Source organism: Streptomyces sp. NPDC048291, from assembly GCF_043201715.1.
Lineage (GTDB): Bacteria > Actinomycetota > Actinomycetes > Streptomycetales > Streptomycetaceae > Streptomyces.
This window is the reverse complement of the sequence record NZ_JBICZC010000016.1, coordinates 246,721-270,798: the sequence shown is the minus strand read 5'-3', so window position 1 is coordinate 270,798 and position 24,078 is coordinate 246,721. Positions and strand designations below refer to the sequence as shown.

The window sequence follows — 24,078 nt, the reverse complement described above, 5'->3', positions numbered from 1 at the left end:
CGCGGGTTGCCCCGCCGCCCCCCCCCCCCCCGCGGCGCGCGCCCCCCCCCCCCCCCCCCCCCCCCCCCCCCCCCCCCCCCCCCCCCCCCCCCCCCCCCACACACCGCATTTTCTGTTGGCGCGGATTGCCTTTCGGAAAGGAATTGCCGGGACCTTGACCGGTGAATTCGAGGGGTGGAGGCGGCCCGTCGGGTGGATTTCTCCGCGCTCGCCTGGGGGTGATCGGTGCGCCGGCCGGGTGTGGGGCGGCTGGCCGGATCTGTTTGCTCTTGATCGATGGCAATCACCTGATAACGCTGTCATGTTCGGGCGCCGGTCGGGTGCCTCGCGGCTTCGTGCGTACAAAGAGGGCGAAACGTGCGGCCGGGTGAAGCGTGCCGACGGCGTGTGGGGGGCGGGGCACTGTCCGTGAGAATCCCCGCTCCCGGGGATTTCGCCCGACAAGTCGACTGGTGAGGACTCCTTGTCGGCTGATGGGGAGTGACCTAAAGGCCGTCCGTGGTGTTTACTGGGCACCGGTCTGATCCCTGGTGGGTCCGGACCCTTTCCGGGAGGTCCTGGGGGTGGTGCCCCGGGGCCTCTCGTTTTTGCCTGCGGTATGAGTGGGCGTCATATGTCGCTCACCGGGAAGAACTCCGGCAGCCCTCCGCGGGGCGCGCGGATAACCGGGATAACCGGCCCGGGAATTACGCCGAAACGAAGCGGATCGGTCGTTCGGACCGCACGCGGTCTTCTGTAACAAAGCCCCGGAACCGGGGGGTTCCCGGCATGATCACTATTCCTCGTGGCGCCCCGCGAAACACAACTGGCTCTTCGCTCCTGGCGAGCGGTACGGTTTATCTCGCTCATCTGTCTCAACCCGCCCGGCCTCACCACCCGGGCGCTGTCGTACCTCCCGTCGTAGCTCCCGGACCTCCTGGAGCGGGAGGCCGGAGCACGTGCCGGACCCACCACCGGAAACCCGCTGGCCAGCGGCGTTTCAGAGCACCAGCAGGAAAGGGATCAGAACCAGTGCGTACCGTCTACGACGACGGCGTCCTCCCGCCGTCGCGCCACGGCCCCTGCGGCCCCCGCTCCATGACGCACCGTCACCCGCACGCGCCTCGGGGGACCCGCGCCCGTATGCGCCGAAGTACCCACGCCAGCACCCGCGCTGCCGCACCCGCACCCGCTGCCGCCGTCGCAGCCGTCGTCGCCGTCGCGGGGGAGTGACCGTGCCTTCGACCGCCGACACCGCCCGGTCGATCGACCTGCTCCTCGGGCACGAGGAGAAGCCCGAGGGCAGCTTCCTGCAGCGGCTGTCCGCCGAGGAGTGGCGCGTCCTGCTGGAGGCGAAGCTGCGCAGCCGCGGCTTCGCCCGGGACGAGCACCTGCGGTTGGGACCGGACGACCGGAACGTCTACATCATCTGGGAAGGCGTCGTACGGCAGGACCGCTTCCCGCTGGGCCCGGGGGAGAACCTCCCGAGCGTGACGCGGTTCCGGGGCGCCGGCCAGCTGGTCGGCGAGGCCAAGCTCATCGCCCCCCGCTCCAGCGTCCTCACCACCTGCCTGACCAGGACCGTGGTCATCCCCTGCGGCGCCCGCCACTTCAACATCCTGCTGCGCCGCCGGCCCGAGATACAGCTCGCCCTCCTGCGCAGCCTGGAGGACCGCAGCCGCAGCGACGAACTCGTCTACGCCATGACCACCAGGCCGCCCCTGGAGCGCGTCAGCGGACTGCTGGCGCACCTCGCCGACACCGTGGGTGTCGCGGGCCCCCGGACGGACTGCACCAACATCGGCGGCCCGAGCCAGAAGGACATCGCCGCCGCCCTCCAGCTCGCCACCTCCACCACGGAGAACGCGATCCGGACCCTGCGCTACCACGGGATCATCGAGGCGCGGTACCGCCAGTTCGTCGTCCACGACATCGACGCGCTGCGCCACCACGCCACCCGGCACTGATCCCGCCCGTGTGCGCCGGGTACCCCGGCCCGGCGCACCGGCCTCCGCCGCTCACGCTCCGCCCCCGAACGGATCACGCATGATGACCAGCACCACCACGCTGGCGATCGGCACCAGTGCCGGCACTCTCGTCCTCACCGCCGTCTCCGCTCTCGTCACGGGTGTCCTCGCCACGTACACCCTCCTGCACCACCGGCAGGTCTTCGCCTGGATGCGGAAGGTCCGCGCCAGGGACGAGGCGAACGCCGAACTCGACAGGCCGGCCGAGTGGCTCGCCGACCTCTACCGGGCCCAGTGCGGCCTCGCCCTGAAGCCCTGCCGGGCCGACGACTTCGAGGAGATCTCCCGGACCGGCAACATGATCAGGGGGATCGCCGACCACATGGGGCCCCTCCGCCCCGAACTGACGGCGGTCGTGGAACGGGTCGACGTCTACGTCGCGGCCGCGCTGCCCGAGCCGGGCCCCGCCGCCCGGGTCACCGTCGCGGAGCACCGCGCCCAGCTCGTCGGCGCCATGCGGCAGGAGGCCGCGCGGGGCGAACTGGCCCGCGCCGTCATCGCCGCCGAGCAGAGGATCACGGCTCAACGGCACGGCTGATCCGGGGCCCCACGCCCGTATGTGTCTGCCTCATGCCCGAACCTGTTTACTTTCTGGAAATGCGGGCGTAGCCTCCCCTCGAAACCACAAGTTCGGGCATAAGTCAGACGTGATCGGACATGGTCGGACGTACGTTTGAGTGGAGGCGCAGGGCATGTACGCACCGGAGCGGCAGCAGGAGATCCTCCGGCTCGCCCGTGACGGCGGCCGGGTGGACGTCGTGTCGCTCGCCGAGGAGTTCCAGGTCACGCAGGAGACGATCCGCCGTGACCTGAAGGCCCTCGACCGCGCCGGTCTCGTCCGCCGGGTGCACGGCGGTGCCATCCCGGCCGGGCGGCTCGACTTCGAGCCGGACCTCGCCGAACGCGAGTCCACCTCGGCCGACGAGAAGGACCGCATCGCCAAGGCCGCCGTCTCCGAACTGCCGACCGAGGGCACCCTGATCCTCGACGCCGGTTCGACGGTCGCCCGCCTCGCCGCGGCCATCCCGCTGGAGGCGTCCCTCACCGTCGTCACCCACAGCCTCCCGATCGCGGCCCGCCTCGCCGACCACCCGGGCATCCAGCTCCACCTGGTCGGAGGGCGCGTACGGCACCGTACGCGCGCCGCCGTGGACGCCTGGGCGCTGCGCGCGTACGGCGAGATCCGGGCGGACGTCCTCTTCGTCGCCGCCAACGGCTTCTCCGCCGACCAGGGCCTGACCACCCCCGACCTCGCCGAGGCCGCGGTCAAGCGGGCGGCCGTCGCCGCGGCCCGCCGGGTGGTCCTGCTCGCCGACTCCGCCAAGCACGGCCAGGAGCACTTCGCCCGCTTCGGCGACATGGGCGACGTGGACCTGCTGATCACCGACAGCGGGCTGAGCCCCGAGGACGCCGCCGCCATCGAGCGCGGCGGCACGGAAGTAGTACGAGCATGAGCACCACGAGCACCACGATCGGTACCGGCATGATCCTCACCGTCACCCCCAACCCCTCCCTCGACCGGACCTACGAGGTCCCCGCCCTGGAGCGGGGCGAGGTCATCCGTGCCTCCGGCGAACGCATGGACCCCGGCGGCAAGGGTGTCAACGTCTCCCGCGCGGTCGCCGCCGCCGGCCGCCGCACGGTCGCCGTGCTGCCGCTGGGCGGAGCGCCGGGCGCGCTCGTCGCCGACCTGCTCGACGCCCAGGGCATCGAGGTCGCGCCGGTCCCGGTCGCCGGGGCCACCCGCTCCAACATCGCCCTCGCCGAGTCCGACGGGGTGCTCACCAAGATCAACGCGCCGGGCCCGGAACTCTCGGCCGAGGAGCAGGAACTGCTCCTGGACACCGTGCGCGAGCAGTCCCGCGACGCCGACTGGATCGCCTGCTGCGGCAGCCTGCCGCGCGGCCTCGCGCCCTCCTGGTACGCCGACGTCGTAGCGCGGGCGCACGCCGGGGGCGCGCGCATCGCGCTGGACACCTCGGGGCGCGCGCTGCTCGAAGCGCTGCGCGCGCGGCCCGACGTGGTGAAGCCGAACGCCGAGGAGCTCGCGGAAGCGGTCGGGCGCCCCCTGGCCACCGTGGGCGACGCGCTGAAGGCGGCCGAGGAGCTGCGCGGCATGGGCGCCCGTGCCGTCCTGGCCAGCCTGGGCGCCGACGGCCAGCTCCTCGTGGAGGACGAGGGCGCCTGGTTCGCGAGCGCCCGCGTGCACACCGTCCGCAGCAACGTCGGCGCCGGCGACTCCTCCCTCGCCGGTTTCCTCATCGCGGGCGGCAGCGGCCCGAAGGCCCTCGCCTCCGCCGTCGCGCACGGCGCCGCCGCCGTCCAGCTGCCCGGCAGCGTGATGCCCACCCCGGCCGACCTGGACCCGACGGCGGTCACCGTCACCGACGTCGTCCCCGTCGACCGCGAACTGACGGAGCCGGTGTCATGAAGACCCAGACCAGTGTCATGAAGACCCAGACCGGTACGACCGCTCACCCCGCCGCACTCCTCCCCGGCGCGGCCCGCCGAAAACCGGCCCGGGAGCGGCAAGGCGTCTCGTTACCCGCCGCGCCGACGGGCCGTCGGGGCACCCTGAGCCGCCCCGCCGTCCCCGGGGGGCGGGGCTTCCCCGGCCCCGCCTCCCACCCCGCCCCCCACGGCACCCCCGTCCCCGAAGAACCCGCCCACCCCACACCCCGGGCGATACGCGTGCATTGGAGCCCGCGATGAGCGACATGATCACCGCGGACCTGGTCGATCTCGACCTGTCCGCCGATACGAAGGAAGCGGCGGCGCGTGCCCTCGCCGAGCGCATGGTGGCCCTGGGCCGGGTGACCGACCTGGAGGGCTTCCTCGCCGACGTGGCCGCCCGCGAAGCCCAGATGCCGACCGGCCTCGACGGCGGCATCGGCATCCCGCACTGCCGCAGCGCCCACGTCACCGAGCCGACGCTCGCCTTCGGGCGCAGCGCCGCGGGCGTCGACTTCGGCGCCCCGGACGGCCCGGCCGACCTGATCTTCCTGATCGCGGCCCCCGCCGGCGCCGACGACGCCCACCTCACGATCCTCTCCGCCCTGGCCCGCCAGCTGATGAACAGCGAGTTCACGGACGCGCTGCGGGCGGTCGGCGACGCGGGGACGGCGGCGGCGCTGATCCGCGGCGACGAGACGCCGACGCCCGAGAAGGGCGAGAAGGGCGCGGAGAGCGCGGCGGCGACCGCGAGCGCCGAGGGCGGCTCCCAGAACACCGCTGCGGCGCCGGCGGCGGCCTCCGCCGGCACCGCAGCGGCCACCGAGGGCGCGGGCCCGGAGACCGGCGAGCGCCCGTTCCGCATCGTCGCCGTCACCTCCTGCCCCACCGGCATCGCCCACACCTACATGGCGGCGGAGTCCCTGGAGAACGCGGGCCGCGAGGCGGGCGTCGAGCTCGTCGTCGAGACGCAGGGCTCGGCCGGCTTCACCCGGCTCGACCCCGAGGTCATCGCGGCGGCCGACGGCGTGATCTTCGCGCACGACGTGCCCGTCCGCGAAAAGGACCGCTTCGCCGGCAAGCCGACCGTCGACGTCGGCGTGAAGGCGGGCATCAACCGCCCCGCCGAGCTGATCGGCGAGGTCCGCACGAAGGCGGCCCGCGGCGAGGTCACCTCCGGCTCCGCGCCGGCCACCCCGGTGGAGCGCGCGGGCGAGGCCGGCGAGGGCTACGGCACCAAGCTGCGCAAGTGGCTGATGTCCGGCGTCAGCTACATGGTCCCCTTCGTCGCGGCCGGCGGTCTGCTGATCGCCCTCGGCTTCGCGATCGGCGGCTACGAGATCAAGTCGGCGCCCTCGGTCCTCGACCACTTCGTGTGGACGCAGACCGACAGCTGGGCCGCCCTGATGTTCCAGATCGGCGCCGTCGCCTTCGGCTTCCTGGTCCCGGTCCTGGCCGGCTACATCGCCTACGGCATGGCGGACCGGCCCGGCCTGGTCCCCGGTTTCGTGGGCGGCATGATCGCCTCCACGATCAACGCCGGCTTCCTCGGCGGCCTGGTCGCCGGTCTGCTGGCCGGTGGCGTGGTGATGGCGATCCAGAAGATCGACATCCCGAAGGTGCTGCGCGGCATCATGCCGGTGGTGGTGATCCCGCTGATCTCCACCGCGATCGTCGGCTTCCTGATGTTCGTCGTGGTCGGCAAGCCCATCGCCTCCGCCCAGAAGGGCATGACCGACTGGCTGAACGGCCTCTCCGGCTCCAACGCCATCCTGCTCGGCTCCCTGCTCGGCCTGATGATGTGCTTCGACCTCGGCGGACCCGTCAACAAGGTCGCGTACACCTTCGCCACCGCCGGCATCGCGGTCTCCAACCCCAGTGACTCCGCGATGAAGATCATGGCGGCGGTCATGGCGGCCGGCATGGTCCCGCCGCTGGCGATGGCCCTGGCCACCACCGTGCGCGGCAAGCTCTTCACCGAGACCGAGCGCGAGAACGGCAAGGCCGCCTGGGTCCTCGGCGCCTCCTTCATCTCCGAGGGCGCGATCCCGTTCGCGGCGGCCGACCCGCTGCGCGTCATCCCGTCCTCGATGGTGGGCGGCGCCATCACCGGCGCCCTGTCGATGGCCTTCGGCGCCACCCTGCGCGCCCCGCACGGCGGCATCTTCGTGGTCCCGCTGATCGGCAACCCGTTCCTCTACCTGATCGCCATCGCCGCCGGTGTCTGTGTCACCACGGCCCTGGTCGTCGTCCTCAAGGGCCTGCGCAAGCAGGCTCAGCAGGCCTCGGCGGGCGGCTCCGCCGCCGGGACGTCCGCCACCGCGAAGGAGGACAGGCAGCCGGTCGCGGCCTGATCCCCGCACCGCGCCGCCGTCTTGTCCCTTTGATTCGCTGTGAGTTGTTCACGGCACCTGCGAGATACGTCACGGTCCGGGACCAAAGTCCCGGACCGTGGTGTGTACTGGGGCGTATGCCCGCGCACGTCTCGACCCTCCAGCTGATCGGCATGACCGCGCTCACCCTGGCCACCGTCGCCTGGGCGGCCGTCGTGACGCGCCTGCTGCGCCGCAACCGCCGCGAGGCCCTCGCCTGGCACGCCGCGCGCGCCCTCCCCGCCTTCCCGCACCGGCTCAAGCCCGCGCCGTCACGCGAGACCGTCGAACTGACCCCCGCCGAACAGGACGCCTTCGCGGGCCTGGTACGACGCCTGGGCAGCCGCTGAGCCTCCCGGCAGGGGAGCGGGGCTAGCTCCGCGTCGCCCGCCGCTCCATCGCGTTCCTGGCCGCGTCCTCCGACGGGTACACCTCGCACATGTGCCGGCCGTCCGGTGTCGCCGTGTGCTCGACCTCCCACAGGGACAGCTCCCGGCCGTCCCGCAGCAGGAACGCGTGCTCGTAGAGCGAGAAGGTCAGCCCCGGCCGGCCCGTCCGCCCCGGCCGTCCGAACGCCTGGGTGATCTGGTGGGCGAACGCCGCCGACAGCGCCTCGGCCGTCTCCGCGCCCGGCCGGTCGGCGTTCTCCGCCCGGCGCAGCAGCCGGCGCGCGTGGTCCGCCGAGTCGTCCGGTACGTACACGTGCCGGGGCTCCGGGACCGGCGCCAGCGTCACCAGCACCGGCAGCTCGAAGTCCGGGGCGTCCGGCGGCAGCGGCAGCCGCGCGGTCGCCGCCCGCAGCTCCTCCTCGTCGACGTACACCTCGTGCTGCGGGTCGCTGCCCGGCACGGTGTTGTGCACGAGCTCCCACAGCGTGACCGCCGAGCCGTCGGCCAGCAGCCAGGTGTGCCGGTACGTCTCCCGGTGCAGCCCCGCGCTGTGGTGCGCGGAGTGCAGCGAACTGTCGTGCGCCAGCGCGCAGTCCAGCTGCCTTATGGCCTCGTCCGGCAGCTCGAAGGAGTTCAGGGCACGGCCGAGGAGCCGCGCGAGGTGCTCCTCCGGAGACTCGGGCGACTCGGCTGGTTCGTACGCTGCCGTCTCGTACGGAACGCTCAAGGTTTCTCCCGGCGTTGCTGCATGTCACCTTGTGGGTGCATACCGTAGCCCCTCGGTCGGACATCATGTCCGGGAACCGAGAAAACGTACGCCGGGAAAACGCGCGGGCCGCGCGAAAAGTTCCCGCGCGGCCCGACGATCAGTCAAAAGGTGCCGGTCAGACGGCACTTCCCGCGGTCCACTCGCTCCACGACAGGTTCCACCCGTTGAGCCCGTTGTCCGCCTGCACGGTCTTGTCGGGGGAGTTCTTCACGATCACGACGTCCCCGATCAGCGAGTTGTCGTAGAACCACTTGGCCGTGGTGTCGCCCTGCGCCCCCTGCACGTCCGCCATGCCCACGCAGCCGTGGCTGGTGCCCTGCTGCCCGAACGGCGGGTTGGACCTGTTGTACCAGTAGTTGCCGTGGATGAACGTCCCCGACGTCGTCAGCCGCATCGCGTGCGGCACGTCCGGGATGTCGTACTCCCCGCCCAGGCCGACCGTCTGGCTGTTCATCCGGGTCTGGGTGAACTTCTCGGAGATCACCATCTGCCCGTTGTACGTCGTGTGCTCCGGGCTGCCCGTGGACACCGGCACCGACTTGAGGAGCTTGCCGTCCCGCATCACGGTCATGGTCTGCGTGTTCGCGTCCACCGTGGAGACCTGCGAACGGCCGACGGTGAACGACACCGTCTTCTTCTGCACCCCGTAGACGCCGTTCGCGCCCTCGACGCCGTCCAGGTCGATCTTCATCGTGACCTTGGAGCCGGCCTTCCAGTAGTCCTGCGGCCGGAAGTCCAGCCGCTGCGCCCCGAACCAGTGGCCCACCACCTGCTGGCCGCTGCTGGACGTGACCGTGATGTGCGACTGCACGGCCTTCTTGTCGGTGATGACCTTGTCGAAGTTGAACGACACCGGCATCCCCACGCCGACCGTCGTCCCGTCGTCCGGCGTGTACGTGCCGATGTAGCTGTTGGCCGAGTTGACGGTGGTGAAGATGGCGTTGGCCGCCGCCGTGAGCCCCTTGGAGTCCTTGGCGGTCGCCGATATCTCGTACTTCGTGCCGCGCTCCAGCTGCTCCTTCGGCTTCCAGGTGCCGCCGTCCGCCGAGAGGGTGCCGTCCACGGCCTGCCCCGACCCCGCCACGGTCATCTTGACGTCGGTCAGCTTCCCGTCGCTGACCTGCACGCCGGTCGTGTTGATGGACGCGCCGGTCGAACCGTCCTTCGCCGAGATCACGATCTTCGCGGCCGACGTCCTGGCGGCGGTGTCCTGCTGCCCGCCCTTGGCGCCGTCGGTCTTGTCGTTGGCGTTGGCGTTGCCACCGCAGGCGGTGAGGGCGAGTGCGCCGACCACGAGGGCGGCACAGGCCACCAGTCCCCGCCGCGCTGCAATGTCCGGCGTTGTCACGGGCTGCTCCAGTTCTTGTGATGTGCGTGATCCGTTCCAGTGCGTGGAGAAAGAGGGCACCGGCCCGGGTGGAGGTTCCCGCCGTGGGCCCTGGGGATCAGCACGTGACAGAACCGGGACAATCGACAGCCAAGCGAAAGGATCCGGACGCGTCCGCTCCCGTCATCGCTCGCGCGACGGCTCCCCGTACAGCTCCCGGTACGACGGCCACGCCCCGCCCGGTCCGTCGACCGGTCCGGCGGCCCGCACGGCCCGTACGATCGCGCGGGTCACCAGGTCCGCGCCGGCCGCGAGGATCTCGTTGAGCGCGACCGGGCCCGCGTCGAGCGGCCGCGCGCCCGTCGCCAGCGCGAACACCGTGTCCCCGTCGTGCAGCAGGTGCACCGGCCGCACGGCGCGCGCGATCCCGTCGTGCGCCGTCCCGGCCAGCTTCTGTGCCTGCGCCTTGGAGAGCCCGGCATCGGTCGCGACCACCGCCAGCGTCGTGTTGAGCGGCGGCAGCCCGTTCCGGGCGGCGGTCTCGGCGAGCCTCCGGCGCGCGGCCTCGTGCACCCGCTCCTCGGGATACGTCACACGCCCCTCGAACAACTCCCCGTACAACACCCCCGTTTCCGGATCGAGGACCGCGCCTGCCGCGTTGGCCACCACCAGCGCGGCCACCGTGATCCCCGACTCCAGCACGGTGCTCGCGCTGCCCACCCCGCCCTTCACCGCCCCGGCCACCGCGCCCGTACCGGCGCCCACGCACCCCTCCCGCACCCGGGCGCCCGGCTCGCTCGCCGCGGCCGCCTCCACCGCGGCCCGCCCCGTCGCCGCGTCCGGCCGGGCCCGGAAGTCCCCGCCCCGCCCCAGATCGAAGACGCAGGCGGCGGGCACCACCGGCACCACCTGCGCCGGATCCGGCCCCACCCGTACCCCGCGCCCCCGCTCCTCCAGCCAGGCCATCACCCCGGACGCCGCGTCGAGCCCGTACGCGCTGCCGCCCGTGAGCACGATCGCCTCCACCCGCTGCACGAGGTTGCGCGGGTCGAGCGCGTCCGTCTCCTTGGTGCCAGGACCCCCGCCCCGCACGTCCACGGCGGCCACCGCGCCGCCCTCGGGGGCGAGGACGACCGTCGTGCCGGTGAGCCATCCCCCGCCGGTGCGGGTGGCGTGCCCCACCCGCAGCCCGGCCACGTCCGTCAGTGCGTCAACTGTCATGACGGCCAGTCTGGCCCAGCCCGGCGCGGTCCCGGGCCGCTCCCGGGCCGGTCACGGGGTGGCCGTGGTCGTCTCCGCGGGGCGCTCCTGGCCGGCCGCGCGCGCCGTCAGCGTCGTCCCGGTCGCCACCGCCAGCGCCGACACCAGGCCCGCCGCCGGCACCGCCCAGTCGCCCAGGAACGTGCAGCAGACCACCAGCAGCGCCGTCACCGGCAGCACCAGCTGCTGGGCGAGGCCCACCTTGAAGTGCCGTGAGTGCAGCGCCCACACGGTCAGCAGGTACACCGCGGTCGGCACGGTCACCGCCGCCGACGCGGCCGTCGTGGAGATGTGTGCCTTGCCGACCGTCTCCTCGACGGCCACCTCGATGCCCGCGCCGATCGAGGCCGCCGACGCGAAGATCAGGTAGTGACCGTAACCCCACAGGAAGGACTGCCTGTTGGAGCGCAGATGGCCGTGGACCGGCACCACGAAGTAGATCCACCACGCCGAGAAGACGATCAGCAGGCCACCCGCCGCGATCGGCAGCAGCTCGGCCAGCGCGTCGTGCTCGGCCACGGCCGACTTCACGGCGACCGTCGCCGCCGCGATCGTCTCGCCGAGCACGATGATCGTGAACAGCCCGAACCGCTCGGCGATGTGGTGCGGATGCCAGGAGGTGCTGTGGTCCTTCTCGGCGTACAGGGGCACGCACAGCTCGGCGATCGCCATCACCAGGAACACCCAGGCTCGCGCGGGCGCCGGCAGCACCACGAGACCGATCCAGCCGACCTGGCACAGCAGCACCCCGCCCGCGTACCGGAGCGCCATGGTCCGCTCCGCCCCCTCGGCCTCCCGCGCGGCCCGCAGCCACTGCGAGGCCAGCGCCAGCCGCATGATCACGTAGCCGATCAGGACCAGTGCGAAGTCGTGGTCCGCGAAGGCCCGCGAGACACCGGCCGCCAGCACCAGCACGCCCGCGATCTGGACCAGGGTGACGACCCGGTAGAGGGCGTCGTCGTTGTCGTAGGCCGAAGCGAACCAGGTGAAGTTCATCCAGGCCCACCAGATCGCGAAGAACACCATCGCGTAGTTCAGGACGCCCTCGCCCGCGTGCCCCGCGGCAACGGCGTGCACCAGCTCCACGCCCGCCTGCGCGATGGCCACCACGAAGCACAGGTCGAAGAAGAGCTCGAGTGGCGAGGAGACCCGGTGGGACTCCTCGCGCCCCCGGGCGGTCAGGCGGCGCAGCGGCCGGAGGGGCTGGGGTGCGTGCTGTGGGGCGGGAGCCTGAGGAGAACTCGACGTCATGCGTCCAGCAGAGCAGAAAAGCGCACCGGCTTGCGAACGGAGCCGCAGGCGGGCCCGAGGCGTGGGCGCCGTAGTCTTGAGGCATGACCACCGCCCCCGAGCCCGCGCCGCGCGACCCGAAGCCCGTGCTGATCTTCGACGACCCCCTCGACCGGCAGTCGGCGGACGACACGGACCGCGGCTGGGGCGACCGCCCGGAGGGCGACTCCGCGGCCGACCTCAAGCGCTTCCTCGACGAGAAGCCGCCCCACCACCTCTGAGCCGCCCGCGCGACCGCCCGCAGCCTCCGCGGCAGCGCCGCTAACGCTGGTTGTGGCCGTTTCCGCGCTGCGCGACCAGCGCGTCGCGGATCTCCTTGAGCACCTCCAGCTCGCTCACCTCGACCACCTCGTGCGTGCCCTCCTTCGCCTTCCTGCGGGCCTCCACCCGGGCCAGGTACTTCGCCATCGGCAGAACCATCAGGAAGTACACGACCGCCGCGGTGATCACGAAGGAGAGCGTGGCGCCCAGCACCGAGCCCCACATGATCTGGACACCGCTCTTCACGGTGCCGTCCGCGTTCAGCGTGCACGGCTCCTTGATGCACGTGCTGTAGCTGTCCAGATTCTGCGTGCCGATCGCGCCGACCAGCGGGTTGATCAGCCCCTTCACCACCGAGTTGACGATGTTCGTGAAGGCGGCGCCGATGACCACCGCGACTGCCAGATCGACGACGTTTCCGCGCATCAGGAAGGCCTTGAAGCCCTGCCAGACACTCGGTTCCTTCTTCGCGCTCACCTCGGGGACTCTCCTCACATGCACAGGGTGTGGAACAAAGCGATCCGCAACCTACGGCACCGTGCGGCCATTGCGCCCAATTCCGCAGCTCGAACGAGCGACTTGACACAGAGCGTCCCGGAAATTGCCCCAGGTTGTTCAACACAGGGTCACCGCCAGCCGCGCCGTGGCGCTCGCGCCGACCAGCTGTGCCGCGGCGGTCCGCGGGACCGAGAGGACGACCAGCGCGCCGCTCTCCGCAGCCGCGTCGACCGGCTCCGGCAGCCTGGTCACCCGTACCCCGCGCGCGATCACCCGGGCCTGTCCGCCGGCCGCGGGATCCCCGGCGGCGATGACGTCCACCCGGTCGCCGGGGCGCAGCAGCCGGACGGTGGCCGCGTCGGCGATCCGCACCGGTGCCGTCACCATGTCCACGGGCGGGGCGTGCCGTCGTACCGGCTGGGCGGGCTCGGCGACGGCCGGGTGTCCCCGGGGCGGCTCGGCCCGCAGGGGGTCGAGGGCGGTACGCGGTCCCGCCGCGACGAGCGCCGCCGCCGTGACCGCGAGGCCCGCCGCGAGGGCCCGCCCGCGGTGCCGCAGCAGCCGGTCCAGCCGATACCCCGCGCCGCGTACCCGCACCGGCTCGAAGTGCGGGACCTCGCAGGTGGCGGGGGCGTCCGTGCCCAGCGGGCGCGGGACGCGGAGGGGAGGGGGGAAGGCGGGGGACAGGGAAGGGGGGACGGACAAGGGGATCACCACCTGCGACGAGGAATCGGCTTGCGAGACCACGATGAGGTCTCGCGCCGAAACCCGCCGGAGCCGGTGGGCTACCGCCCGGTTGTGGACAACTCCGCCACCCGAACGAGGAGTTCCGCCCGTGTCCGCCCTGCGGAAAGCCCCCGCAGCCCGGCCCGGGTCACGGCAGCTCGAACCCCGGGTCCATGCCGCCGAGCGCGCTCGTGCACAGGCAGTCCCGGGCCGAGCTCTCCGGCAGGGCCGCCACCGCGTCGAACAGCACGCCCCGGAGCCGGTCCACGTTGGCCGCGAACACCTGCAGCACCTCGTCGTGCGAGACGCCCTCACCGGTCTCGGCGCCCGCGTCCAGGTCCGTGACCAGCGTCAACGACGTGTAGCAGAGCTCCAGCTCACGGGCGAGCGCCGCCTCGGGGTGACCGGTCATGCCCACCACCGACCAGCCCTGCGCCTGGTGCCAGATCGATTCGGCGCGGGTCGAGAAGCGCGGCCCCTCGACCACCACCAGCGTGCCCCCGTCCACCGGCTCCCAGTCCCGGCCGCGGGCCGCCTTCAGCGCCGCCGCCCGTCCGGTGGGGCAGTAGGGGTCGGCCAGCGAGACGTGCACCACGTTCGGCACCGCGCCGTCGGGCAGCGGGAGCCCGTCGAAGTACGACTGCGCCCGGGACTTCGTACGGTCCACCAGCTGGTCCGGCACGAGCAGCGTGCCCGGGCCGTACTCGGGGCGCAGACCGCCCACCGCGCACGGGCCGAGCACCTGGCGCGCGCCGACGGAGCGCAGCGCCCAGAGGTTGGCGCGGTAGTTGATCCGGTGCGGCGGCAGATGGTGGCCGCGGCCGTGGCGGGGCAGGAAGGCGACCCGGCGGCCGGCGATCTCGCCGAGGAAGAGGGAGTCGCTGGGCGGCCCGTAGGGCGTGTCGACCTGGATCTCGGTCACGTCCTCGAGGAACGAGTAGAAGCCGGAACCGCCGATTACGCCGATCTCTGCGTTCACCATGCGCAGCACACTAGCTGGCCGTCCGAGCGGGCAGCAGCCGGTGTCCGGGAACGCCTGGGACCCCGCCGTCGTTCGACGGCGGGGTCCCAGGGATGACGTCTCAGGCGGCGGAGCTGCTGGCCGAGCCCGACGAGGACGACGTCGAGGACGACGAGGTCGAGGACTTCGACTCGGACGTCTTCGCGTCGGAGGATCCGCTCGACGGCGTGGAGCCGGACGGCTTCGACGCGGGGCTGCTGCTCGACGAGGAGCCGCGGCTGTCGTTGCGGTAGAAGCCCGAGCCCTTGAAGACAATGCCGACCGCGGAGAACACCTTCTTCAGGCGGCCACCGCAGTTGGGGCACTCGGTCAGGGCGTCGTCGGTGAACTTCTGCACCGCCTCGAGGCCCTCGCCGCACTCGGTGCACTGGTACTGGTAGGTCGGCACTGTCTTCCTCCTGGCACTCTCACTCAGTGAGTGCTAACGACGGTCCATACTGACGTATTCCCGAGGATCAGTCCACCGTCAGCGGTACGCGGTGACCGACGCCACGTGCGACCGTACGGTTCCGGGGCCGGGTGACGAGCCGCGAACGCAGCGCCAGAAGGGTCACCAGGGCGAGCAGGGTGCCCGCCATCGGCACCAGGAACCCGGCGCCGCCCCACAGGCGGTCCTCCAGCTGTCCGGCGACCGTGACCGCGGCGGCCTGGCCGAGCGCCACCGCGCCGGTCAGCCAGGTGAACGCCTCCGTGCGGGCGCCGGCCGGGACCAGGCCCTCGACCAGCGTGTAGCCGGTGATCAGGGCGGGCGCGATGCACATGCCGACCAGCAGGCCGAGGCCGGCCAGGACGAGCACCGAGTGGGACGTCCACAGCGCCGACGCGGTCAGCGCGAGCGCCGCGTAGCCGACGACCAGGCGCCGGTGCGGGGCGGCCTTCCAGGCGAGCGCGCCGCAGACGATGCCGGAGAGCATGTTCCCCGCGGCGAAGGTGCCGTACAGGACGCCGTTCAGGCCGGGCTCGCCGATCGACTCGGTGAACGCCGCGAGGGAGACCTGCATGCCGCCGAAGACGGAGCCGATGCCCAGGAAGGCGACGACCAGCACGCGGATGCCCGGGACGCGGAGCGCGGAGGCGTGCCGCACGCGCGCGTGGCCGGCGCCGGTCACCTGCGGCTGGGTGCTCTTCCGGGCGGCGAACAGCAGGCCGCCGGCCAGGGTGAGCGCGGCCTCCGTGACCAGGCCGGCGGCCGGGGCCACGGTGGTGCACAGGGCGGTGGCGAGCAGCGGGCCGAACACGAAGGTGAGCTCGTCGGTGACGGACTCGAAGGCCGCCGCGGTGGACATCAGAGGGGAGTCCTGGAGTCGCACGCCCCAGCGGGCGCGCACCATGGGGCCGATCTGCGGCACCGAGGCGCCGGTCGGCACGGCCGCCGCGAACAGGGCCCACAGGGGCGCGTGCGCCAGCGCGAGCGCCGTCAGGGTGAGGCCCGACAGGGTGTGCACGAGGACGCCGGGGACCAGCACCGCGCGCTGCCCGTGCCGGTCGGCCAGCCGGCCGCTGTAGGGCGCGAACAGGGCCATGGAGACGCCGGTGACGGCCGCGGCGGCGCCCGCGGCGCCGTACGAGCCGGTGGTGTGCTGCACGAGCAGCACGATGGAGATGGTGAGCATCGCGAACGGCTGGCGCGCCGCGAAACCGGGGAGCAGGAACGTCCAGGCGCCGCGGGTGCGCAGCAGCTGTCCGTATCCCGGGCGGGGCGGCGCCGCCGGGTTCTCCGACGGCTCGGTGGTGACCGTGGATGCCACGGCCCGTGCCTTTCTGCCGCCTGGTAGCGCGGCCCCTCCGGATCAGGGGGCGGCGCCGAGAGCTGTCCTCTTGCGCGGAACTGCGGTAGATACCGGCGTCCACTGCGAGGAGCGATCCGGCCGCCATACGGTCGCGCCAGCTCTGCGTCAGGCAGAGTTGGTTCGATCAGGTTCTTTCATCGTACAGGGGTGAAAGCCCGGTACGCCTGTGAAAACCAGCACCGTGAGGCCCGTTCGCCTGGGATTGGCCGGGCTGTGAACTATCCGAAACGCGCCCTTAACGCACGCTCGGCTAACGCGCGTTCGGCGCGCCGCCGGACCCCGCGCCCGCCGTCCCGTTCGCGCCCAGCCAGCCGGCCAGCTTGCCCCCGGCGCCGACCGCGCGCAGCCGCTGTTCCGCGGCGTCCCGCACCGGGTCGGTGGCGACCACGAGGAGTTCGTCCCCGCGCCGCAGCACCGTCGCGGGCAGCGGGACAAACGATTTTCCTTCGCGGACGACCAGGGTGACGGCGGCTCCGGCGGGCAGCCGCAGCTCGTTGATCTCCACGCCGTGCATCCGGGAGCCCTCGGGGATGGAGACGGACAGCAGATGCCCGCGCAGCCGCTCCAGGGGCGCGGACTCGATGCCGAGGTCGGCGGCCTCGGGGCCCTCGCCGAGCCGCAGCTTGCGGGCCAGCCAGGGCAGGGTCGGCCCCTGGACGAGGGTGTAGACGACGACCAGGACGAAGACGATGTTGAAGATCCGGTGGCTGGTGTCGACGCCGTTCACCATGGGGATCGTCGCCAGGATGATGGGCACGGCGCCGCGCAGCCCGGCCCAGGACATCAGGGTCTGCTCCCCCCAGGGCACCCGGAAGGGCGCGAGGCTGAGGACCACGCTCAGTGGCCGCGCCACCATGGTGAGCACCAGCCCGATGACCAGTGCGGGCAGGAAGTCGTCGCCGAGCTCGTGCGGGGTGACCAGCAGGCCGAGCAGCACGAACATGCCGATCTGGGCGATCCAGCCGAGCCCCTCGGCGAAACCGCGGGTGGCCGGCCAGTGCGGCAGCTTGGCGTTGCCGAGCACCATGGCGGCCAGGTAGACCGCGAGGAAGCCGCTGCCGTGCGCCAGCGCGCCGGCGGCGTAGGCCGTGACCGCGATGGCCATCACGGCGATCGGGTAGAGGCCAGAGGCGGGCAGCGCGACGTGTCGCAGCCCCCAGGCGCCGAGCCAGCCGACCGCGAGGCCTATGGCCGCGCCGATGGCCAGCTCCATGGCTATCTCGCCCAGCAGCACGTACCAGTGCTCGATCGGTCCCGCGGTGGAGAAGGCGACGACCAGGATGACCACCGGGGCGTCGTTGAAGCCGGACTCCGCCTCCAGCGTGCCCGTCACGCGCGCGGGCAGCGGAATGCGCCGCAGCACCGAGAACACCGCCGCCGCGTCCGTCGAGGACACCACCGCTCCGATGATGAGCGCCTGCCGCCATTCCAGCCCGACGAGATAGTGCGCGCCGGCCGCGGTGACGCCGACGCTCACGCCGACCCCGACGAGGGCCAGCATGGAGGCCGACGCCAGGACGGGTTCGACCTCCTTCCACTTCGTGCCGAGACCGCCCTCGGCCAGGATCACGACCAGGGCCGCGTACCCGATGACCTGGGTCAGCTCGGCGTTGCTGAAGTGGATGTTCCCGATGCCGTCCTGGCCCATGAGGACGCCGATCCCCAGGTACACGAGCAGGCTGGGGAGCCCGCTGCGCGAGGAGATCCGGACGGCCGCGACGGCGACGAGCAGGACCAGGGAGCAGACGAGCAGAAGCTGGTTGAGATGGTGGACAGTCAGCGGCGGTTCCCTTCCTTGGCTTGCGCGCGGGGGACGCGGAAGCTCACGTACACAGGACCGAGAGTGCGGCACTCCGCACCCAAGTACTTCATTACCTTACCTAACTCTTGACGCTTTCTTGACGCTTCCCGCGGCAAGATCGAACGCCCGTGCCCGCAGGTTCCCCACACCGGGTCAAGTGGCGTGAGGCCCTGCGCCTATGGTTGCTCCAGCGCTCAGTCAAAAGCACATGCCCGCCTGCCGCTCGCGTTAGGACAGCAAGGACAGCGATGCCCCCCAACACCACCGCCACAACGGGTGACAAGCCTGGCAAGTCCGGCAGGAAGAAGGGGCGCAGAGCCCGACTGGTCGTGCTGGTGCTCGTCCTCGCCGTCGTCGGTGGCGTCTTCTACGGGGCGTACTGGTCGGTCAGCACGGTCCGCGCGTCCTTCCCGCAGACCAAGGGTTCGATCACGCTCGAAGGTCTCTCCGGGCCCGTGACCGTGAAGCGGGACGGCTACGGCATCCCGCAGATCTACGCCTCGACCGACGAGGACCTGTTCATGGCGCAGGGCTACGTCCAGGCGCAGGACCGGTTCTACGAGATGGACGTGCGCCGCCACATGACCTCCGGGCGCCTGTCGGAGATGTTCGGCAAGGGCCAGGTGAAGAACGACGAGTTCCTGCGCACCATGGGCTGGGACCGGGTCGCGAAGGAGGAGTACGAAACCAAGCTGTCGGACTCCACGAAGAAGTACCTCCAGGCCTACTCCAAGGGGGTCAACGCCTACCTCCAGGGCAAGGACGGCAAGGACATCTCCCTGGAGTACGCGGCCCTCGGCTTCGTCAACGACTACAAGCCCGAGCAGTGGACCCCCGTCGACTCGGTCTCCTGGCTGAAGGCGATGGCCTGGGACCTGCGCGGCAACATGGACGACGAGATCGACCGCGCGCTGATGACCAGCCGTCTCGGCCCGCAGCAGATCAAGGACCTCTACCCGGACTACCCGTACAGCCGGAACCAGCCGATCGTCCAGCAGGGCCAGTACGACGAGGTCACCAAGACGTTCGAGCAGAGCGGCTCCACCAGCGGCTCGGGGGCCTCGACGGACACGGGCGGCACCACGACCTCCTCGTCCACCGGTTCGGCGCTCACGAGCCAGCTGGAGAGCCTCTACAACGTCCTGGACGACGTCCCCACGGCCGTCGGCGTGAACGGCCAGGGCATCGGCTCCAACTCCTGGGTCGTCCGGGGCCAGTACACCATCACCGGCAAGCCGCTGCTCGCCAACGACCCGCACCTGTCGGCGTCGCTGCCGTCCGTCTGGTACCAGATGGGCCTGCACTGCACCACGATCTCCAGCAAGTGCCAGTACGACGTCACCGGCTACACCTTCGCCGGCATGCCCGGCGTGGTCATCGGCCACAACGCGGACATCGCCTGGGGCATGACCAACTCCGGGGTCGACGTCACCGACCTCTACCTGGAGAAGCTCTCCGGCGACGGCTACCTGTACGACGGCAAGACCAGGCCCTTCACGAGCCGGACGGAGACCATCAAGGTCGCCGGCGGCACGTCCAAGAAGATCGTCGTACGCCAGACCGCCGACGGCATGCCACTGCTGTCCGACCGTGACGACGAACTCGTCCAGGTCGGCAAGAAGGCCACCGTCGACACCGCCGCACCCGACCGCGGCGACGGCTACGGAATCGCCCTGCGCTGGACCGCCCTGGACCCGGGCACCACCATGGACGCCGTCTTCGCGCTCGACAAGGCGTCCGACTGGGACTCCTTCCGGGGCGCGGCCGCCCAGTTCGACGTGCCGTCGCAGAACCTGATCTACGCCGACACCAAGAACAACATCGGCTACACGCTGCCCGGCAGGATCCCCACCCGCTCCTCGGTGGACGACGGCTCCATCCCGGCCCCGGGCTGGGACTCCAAGTACAAGTGGACCGGCTTCATCAAGCAGGACGAGCTGCCCTACGAGTACAACCCGAAGCGCGGCTACATCGTCACCGCCAACCAGGCCGTGATCGACAAGGACAAGTACCCCTACACGCTCACCACGGACTGGGGCTACGGCACCCGCAGCCAGCGCATCACCGACCTGATCGAGTCGAAGATCAAGGACGGCGGCAAGATCTCCACGGACGACATGCGCCAGATGCAGACGGACAACAGCAGCGAGATCGCCAAGCTGCTGGTGCCCAAGCTGCTGAAGATCAACCTGGACGACAAGGACGTCCGCGAGGCGCAGAAACTCCTGGAGGGCTGGGACTACACCCAGGACGCCGACTCCGCCGCCGCGGCCTACTTCAACGCGGTCTGGCGCAACGTCCTCAAGCTCGCCTTCGGCAACAAGCTGCCCAAGGAGCTGCGGGTCAAGGGCCAGTGCCTGTGGGTCGACAAGGTCGACAGCACCGGTCCGGTGGACGACGACACCAAGGTGCGCGAGTGCGGCGAGCGCGACGCCGACCAGGCCCAGCCGGACGGCGGCGACCGCTGGTTCGAGGTGGTCCGCAACCTCATGAACAAGCCGGACAGCGACTGGTGGAAGACGCCGGCCGGCGCGGGCGACCGCCCCAAGGCCGACAACATGGACCAGCTCTTCAGGCGCGCCATGATCGACGCCCGCTGGGAGCTGACCGCCAAGCTCGGCAAGGACATCGACACCTGGAGCTGGGGCCGGCTGCACCGCCTGTTCCTGAAGAACCAGACCCTGGGCACCGACGGCCCGGCCGTCGTCAAGTACATCCTCAACCGCGGCCCCTGGAAGCTCAGCGGCGGCGAGGCCACGGTCGACGCGACCGGCTGGAACGCCGCCGGCGGCTACGGCGTCGTGTGGGTGCCCTCCATGCGGATGGTCGTCAACCTCGACGACCTGGACAAGTCCAAGTGGATCAACCTCACCGGAGCCTCCGGGCACGCCTTCAGCTCGCACTACACCGACCAGACGGGCAAGTGGGCCGACGGCGAACTGCTCCCGTGGTCGTTCTCGGACAAGGCGGTCGACAGCAGCACCAGCGACACCCTCGTCCTCAAACCCTGAGCCCGACGGCCCTGGGCTCGACGATCCGAGCCCGACGGTCACCCGGCGCTGAAACGGCCCTCCACGCACGCGTGGAGGGCCGTTTCGCATGGGGCGGCCGACGGAGGCTCAGGGGCTCGTGAACCGGCGTACCCCCGACGGCGTCACCACCGCCTGCACCGGCCGGTCGTGCGCCTGGGCGGGCACCCGCCCGACGACCTCCGTGTCGTACAGCAGCACCACGAGCGCCGGGCGCGCGCCCGCGCGCTCCAGACGCGCCACCACCCGGTCGTACGACCCTCCGCCGCGCCCCAGCCGCATCCCGCGCGCGTCCACCGCGAGCCCCGGCAGCAGCACGACGTCCGCGCCGAGCACGGCGTCCGGCCCGAGGCGTTCACCGGAGGGTTCGAACAGCGCCATTTTGCCGCCGTGTTGGACCCGGGCGAGGGAGTCCTCCCCGGTGTACGCGCCCCAGTCCAGGTCGTGGTCCGGCAGCAGGGCGGGGAGCAGGACGCGCACCCCCCGCGTGACCAGCGCGTCCAGCAGCGTGCGCGTGCCGGGCTCGGGCCCGACCGAGACGTACGCCGCCACCGTGCGCGCATGAGCCAACTCGGGCAGTTCCAGCGCGTGCCCGGCCAGCGCGTCGGCCGCCTCCCCGACGACATCCGCCGTCAACCTGTTCCTCACCCCGAGGAATTCTCGGCGCAACGTTCGCTTGTCACCCTCGGCTTCAGGTCCGCCGTGCTCCACAGGTCGTTCCCGCACCTTTCCTCAATCTGCTCATATGAGTGCCAATTGCCCGGAGCCACAGATTCTCCACAAAGGCACCGGATAAGGTTGCGGACATGACTCAGTCGCACCCCAGGATCAGCAAGGCTGTCATCCCCGCGGCAGGCCTCGGCACCCGGTTCCTGCCGGCCACCAAGGCCACTCCCAAGGAGATGCTGCCGGTCGTCGACAAGCCGGCGATCCAGTACGTGGTCGAGGAGGCCGTGTCGGCGGGGCTCGACGACGTCCTCATGATCACCGGACGCAACAAGCGCCCCCTGGAAGACCACTTCGACCGCAACTACGAGCTGGAGTCGGCGCTCCAGAAGAAGGGCGACGCCGGCCGGCTCGCCAAGGTGCAGGAGTCCAGCGACCTGGCCACCATGCACTACGTCCGCCAGGGCGACCCCAGGGGCCTCGGGCACGCCGTGCTCTGCGCCGCCCCGCACGTGGGCCACGAGCCCTTCGCCGTCCTGCTCGGCGACGACCTGATCGACCCCCGCGACCCCCTGCTCCAGCGCATGATCGAGGTCCAGGAGCGGCACGGCGGCAGCGTGATCGCGCTCATGGAGGTCGACCCCGAGCAGATCCACCTCTACGGCTCCGCCGCCGTGGAGACCACCGCCGACAGTGACGTCGTCAAGGTGACCGGCCTGGTCGAGAAGCCGGACCCGGCGGACGCCCCGTCCAGCTACGCGGTGATCGGCCGCTACGTCCTCGACCCGCACGTCTTCGACATACTGCGGCGCACCGAGCCGGGCCGCGGCGGCGAGATCCAGCTCACCGACGCCCTCCAGCAGCTCGCCCAGGACGAGAAGGTCGGCGGTCCCGTGCACGGCGTCGTCTTCAAGGGGCGCCGCTATGACACCGGTGACCGCGGCGACTACCTGCGTGCCATTGTCCGGCTCGCGTGCGAACGTGAAGACCTGGGCCCGGACTTCCGGACCTGGCTTCGCAGTTACGTAGCCGAGGAGATGCAGCAGAGTTGAGCACCGCCGCGACCCGCCCCGCCGGCCCGGACCACCTGTGGTCGGTGGACGAGCACCTGGAGGACATCCTCACCGCCGTCCGCCCCCTGGAACCCATCGAGCTGCAACTCCTCGACGCCCAGGGTTGCGTCCTGGTCGACGACGTCACGGTGCCGCTGTCGCTGCCGCCGTTCGACAACAGCTCCATGGACGGGTACGCGGTACGGGTCGCGGACGTGGCGGGCGCGAGCGAGGAGTTCCCGGCCGTCCTGGAGGTCGTCGGGGACGTCGCGGCGGGCGCGGCCGAGCTGACCCCGGTGGGCCCCGGCCAGGCGGTCCGCATCATGACCGGCGCCCCGCTGCCGCCCGGCGCCGAGGCCGTCGTCCCCGTGGAGTGGACCGACGGCGGACTCGGCGAGGGACCGGTCGCCGGGATGCGGGCGCGCAGCCTCGCGCCCGAGGGTGCCGAGGGGCACGTGCGGGTGCACCGGCCGGCCGAGGCACGCGCGCACGTACGCGCGCGGGGCAGCGACGTGAAGGCCGGCGACCTCGCCCTGGCCGCCGGCACCGTCCTCGGCCCGCCGCAGATCGCACTGCTCGCCGCGATCGGCCGCGGCACGGCACGCGTGCGCCCGCGCCCGCGCGTGGTCGTCGTCTCCACCGGCAGCGAACTCGTCCAGCCCGACGAGGCGCTCGGCAGCGGCCAGATCTACGACTCCAACAGCTTCGCCCTCACCGCCGCCGCCCGGGACGCGGGCGCCATCGCCTACCGGGTGGGCGCCGTCGTCGACGACGCCGAGACCCTGCGCGCCACCATCGAGGACCAGCTCGTCCGCGCCGACCTGCTGGTCACCACCGGCGGTGTCAGCGTGGGCGCGTACGACGTCGTCAAGGAGGCCCTGGCGCACGTCGGCGACGAGGACGAGCCGGGCAGCGGCATCGACTTCCGCAAGCTCGCCATGCAGCCCGGCAAGCCCCAGGGCTTCGGCACCATCGGCCCCGACCACACGCCTCTGCTGGCGCTTCCGGGCAACCCCGTGTCGTCGTACGTCTCCTTCGAGCTGTTCGTCCGCCCCGCCATCCGCACCCTGATGGGCCTCGACGACGCCCACCGGCCCCGGACCACGGCGACCCTCAGGGCCGGCAAGGCGCTGAGCTCGCCCAAGGGGCGCAGGCAGTTCCTGCGCGGGAAGTACGCCAACGGCGAGGTGACCGCCGTGGGCGGCGCCGGTTCGCACCTGGTCGCGGCCCTGGCCCACGCCGACGCGCTGATCGTCGTACCCGAGGACGTGGAGTCCGTCGAGCCCGGCACCGACGTCGAGGTCGTCCTGCTCGGCTGACCCGGGTACCCCTGCCCGCCCGCCGGGCGGTCCTGCCCGCTGGTGCGGGCC

At 71.8% G+C, this 24,078-nt stretch carries 21 protein-coding genes; 10 read left to right on the top strand and 11 right to left on the bottom strand.

What is annotated here, in order from left to right; translation table 11 throughout:
• Positions 1-1,214 precede the first annotated feature (1,214 nt).
• From ACGF5O_RS39115 to ACGF5O_RS39090, 6 genes are all read left to right on the top strand, one after another.
• Positions 1,215-1,946 carry a Crp/Fnr family transcriptional regulator gene (locus ACGF5O_RS39115; protein WP_393814677.1) on the top strand — a complete coding sequence of 244 codons (732 nt, stop codon included), beginning with the start codon at positions 1,215-1,217 and terminating at the stop codon, positions 1,944-1,946.
• Between the two features lie 79 nt (positions 1,947-2,025).
• Positions 2,026-2,544, top strand: coding sequence for a hypothetical protein (locus ACGF5O_RS39110; protein ID WP_393814676.1), 519 nt, complete (start codon positions 2,026-2,028; stop codon positions 2,542-2,544).
• Between the two features lie 154 nt (positions 2,545-2,698).
• The gene (locus ACGF5O_RS39105) at positions 2,699-3,460 is read left to right on the top strand and encodes a DeoR/GlpR family DNA-binding transcription regulator (RefSeq protein ID WP_362596050.1); all 762 of its coding nucleotides are present in this window, start codon (positions 2,699-2,701) and stop codon (positions 3,458-3,460) included.
• 29 nt (positions 3,461-3,489) lie between these two features.
• Positions 3,490-4,437 carry a 1-phosphofructokinase gene (pfkB, locus tag ACGF5O_RS39100; RefSeq protein ID WP_362596281.1) on the top strand — a complete coding sequence of 316 codons (948 nt, stop codon included), beginning with the start codon at positions 3,490-3,492 and terminating at the stop codon, positions 4,435-4,437.
• 277 nt (positions 4,438-4,714) lie between these two features.
• Positions 4,715-6,811 (top strand): fructose-specific PTS transporter subunit EIIC, encoded by a 2,097-nt coding sequence (locus ACGF5O_RS39095; protein ID WP_393814675.1) that lies wholly within the window; start codon positions 4,715-4,717, stop codon positions 6,809-6,811.
• 116 nt (positions 6,812-6,927) lie between these two features.
• Positions 6,928-7,179, top strand: a complete 252-nt coding sequence (locus ACGF5O_RS39090) for a hypothetical protein (protein WP_393814674.1) — start codon at positions 6,928-6,930, stop codon at positions 7,177-7,179.
• Positions 7,180-7,201: 22 nt separating this feature from the next.
• On the opposite strand, the gene ACGF5O_RS39085 is transcribed toward ACGF5O_RS39090, so the two are convergent.
• From ACGF5O_RS39085 to ACGF5O_RS39070, 4 genes are all read right to left on the bottom strand, one after another.
• The gene (locus ACGF5O_RS39085) at positions 7,202-7,945 is read right to left on the bottom strand and encodes a DUF6227 family protein (protein WP_393814673.1); all 744 of its coding nucleotides are present in this window, start codon (positions 7,943-7,945) and stop codon (positions 7,202-7,204) included.
• A gap of 157 nt (positions 7,946-8,102) precedes the next feature.
• The gene (locus ACGF5O_RS39080) at positions 8,103-9,335 is read right to left on the bottom strand and encodes an Ig-like domain-containing protein (protein ID WP_393814672.1); all 1,233 of its coding nucleotides are present in this window, start codon (positions 9,333-9,335) and stop codon (positions 8,103-8,105) included.
• Positions 9,336-9,497: 162 nt separating this feature from the next.
• Positions 9,498-10,535 carry a P1 family peptidase gene (locus tag ACGF5O_RS39075; RefSeq protein ID WP_393814671.1) on the bottom strand — a complete coding sequence of 346 codons (1,038 nt, stop codon included), beginning with the start codon at positions 10,533-10,535 and terminating at the stop codon, positions 9,498-9,500.
• A 51-nt stretch (positions 10,536-10,586) separates the two neighbouring features.
• The gene (locus ACGF5O_RS39070; RefSeq protein ID WP_393814670.1) at positions 10,587-11,825 is read right to left on the bottom strand and encodes a low temperature requirement protein A; all 1,239 of its coding nucleotides are present in this window, start codon (positions 11,823-11,825) and stop codon (positions 10,587-10,589) included.
• Positions 11,826-11,908: 83 nt separating this feature from the next.
• On the opposite strand from ACGF5O_RS39070, the gene ACGF5O_RS39065 reads away from it, so the two are divergent.
• Positions 11,909-12,085, top strand: coding sequence for a hypothetical protein (locus ACGF5O_RS39065; protein ID WP_393814669.1), 177 nt, complete (start codon positions 11,909-11,911; stop codon positions 12,083-12,085).
• Between the two features lie 40 nt (positions 12,086-12,125).
• Here the strand turns inward: ACGF5O_RS39065 and mscL are convergent, their stop codons facing one another.
• The 6 genes from mscL to ACGF5O_RS39035 form a co-directional block, all read right to left on the bottom strand.
• Positions 12,126-12,602, bottom strand: a complete 477-nt coding sequence (gene mscL / locus ACGF5O_RS39060) for a large conductance mechanosensitive channel protein MscL (protein ID WP_393814668.1) — start codon at positions 12,600-12,602, stop codon at positions 12,126-12,128.
• A 138-nt stretch (positions 12,603-12,740) separates the two neighbouring features.
• Positions 12,741-13,328: a hypothetical protein gene (locus ACGF5O_RS39055; RefSeq protein ID WP_393814667.1), complete on the bottom strand. Its 588-nt coding sequence runs from the start codon at positions 13,326-13,328 to the stop codon at positions 12,741-12,743.
• A gap of 169 nt (positions 13,329-13,497) precedes the next feature.
• The gene (locus ACGF5O_RS39050; RefSeq protein WP_393814666.1) at positions 13,498-14,331 is read right to left on the bottom strand and encodes an S-methyl-5'-thioadenosine phosphorylase; all 834 of its coding nucleotides are present in this window, start codon (positions 14,329-14,331) and stop codon (positions 13,498-13,500) included.
• A 100-nt stretch (positions 14,332-14,431) separates the two neighbouring features.
• Complete coding sequence (locus ACGF5O_RS39045; protein ID WP_393814665.1) at positions 14,432-14,758, bottom strand: FmdB family zinc ribbon protein; 327 nt, start codon at positions 14,756-14,758, stop codon at positions 14,432-14,434.
• A gap of 67 nt (positions 14,759-14,825) precedes the next feature.
• Complete coding sequence (locus ACGF5O_RS39040; protein ID WP_393814664.1) at positions 14,826-16,118, bottom strand: MFS transporter; 1,293 nt, start codon at positions 16,116-16,118, stop codon at positions 14,826-14,828.
• Between the two features lie 292 nt (positions 16,119-16,410).
• Entirely contained in the window at positions 16,411-17,940 is a 1,530-nt protein-coding gene (locus tag ACGF5O_RS39035; RefSeq protein ID WP_393814726.1) for a potassium/proton antiporter, read from the bottom strand.
• A gap of 269 nt (positions 17,941-18,209) precedes the next feature.
• Between ACGF5O_RS39035 and ACGF5O_RS39030 the strand changes: the two genes are divergently transcribed.
• Positions 18,210-20,972 carry a penicillin acylase family protein gene (locus tag ACGF5O_RS39030; protein WP_393814663.1) on the top strand — a complete coding sequence of 921 codons (2,763 nt, stop codon included), beginning with the start codon at positions 18,210-18,212 and terminating at the stop codon, positions 20,970-20,972.
• Between the two features lie 108 nt (positions 20,973-21,080).
• Here the strand turns inward: ACGF5O_RS39030 and ACGF5O_RS39025 are convergent, their stop codons facing one another.
• Positions 21,081-21,638, bottom strand: a complete 558-nt coding sequence (locus ACGF5O_RS39025) for a 5-formyltetrahydrofolate cyclo-ligase (RefSeq protein ID WP_393814662.1) — start codon at positions 21,636-21,638, stop codon at positions 21,081-21,083.
• Positions 21,639-21,796: 158 nt separating this feature from the next.
• On the opposite strand from ACGF5O_RS39025, the gene galU reads away from it, so the two are divergent.
• Both galU and glp read left to right on the top strand, forming a co-directional pair.
• Positions 21,797-22,708 carry a UTP--glucose-1-phosphate uridylyltransferase GalU gene (galU, locus tag ACGF5O_RS39020; RefSeq protein ID WP_393814661.1) on the top strand — a complete coding sequence of 304 codons (912 nt, stop codon included), beginning with the start codon at positions 21,797-21,799 and terminating at the stop codon, positions 22,706-22,708.
• On the top strand, positions 22,705-24,027 hold the full coding sequence (glp, locus tag ACGF5O_RS39015) for a gephyrin-like molybdotransferase Glp (RefSeq protein ID WP_393814660.1): 1,323 nt from the start codon (positions 22,705-22,707) through the stop codon (positions 24,025-24,027). The genes galU and glp overlap by 4 nt, the downstream gene beginning before the upstream one ends.
• Positions 24,028-24,078 lie beyond the last annotated feature (51 nt).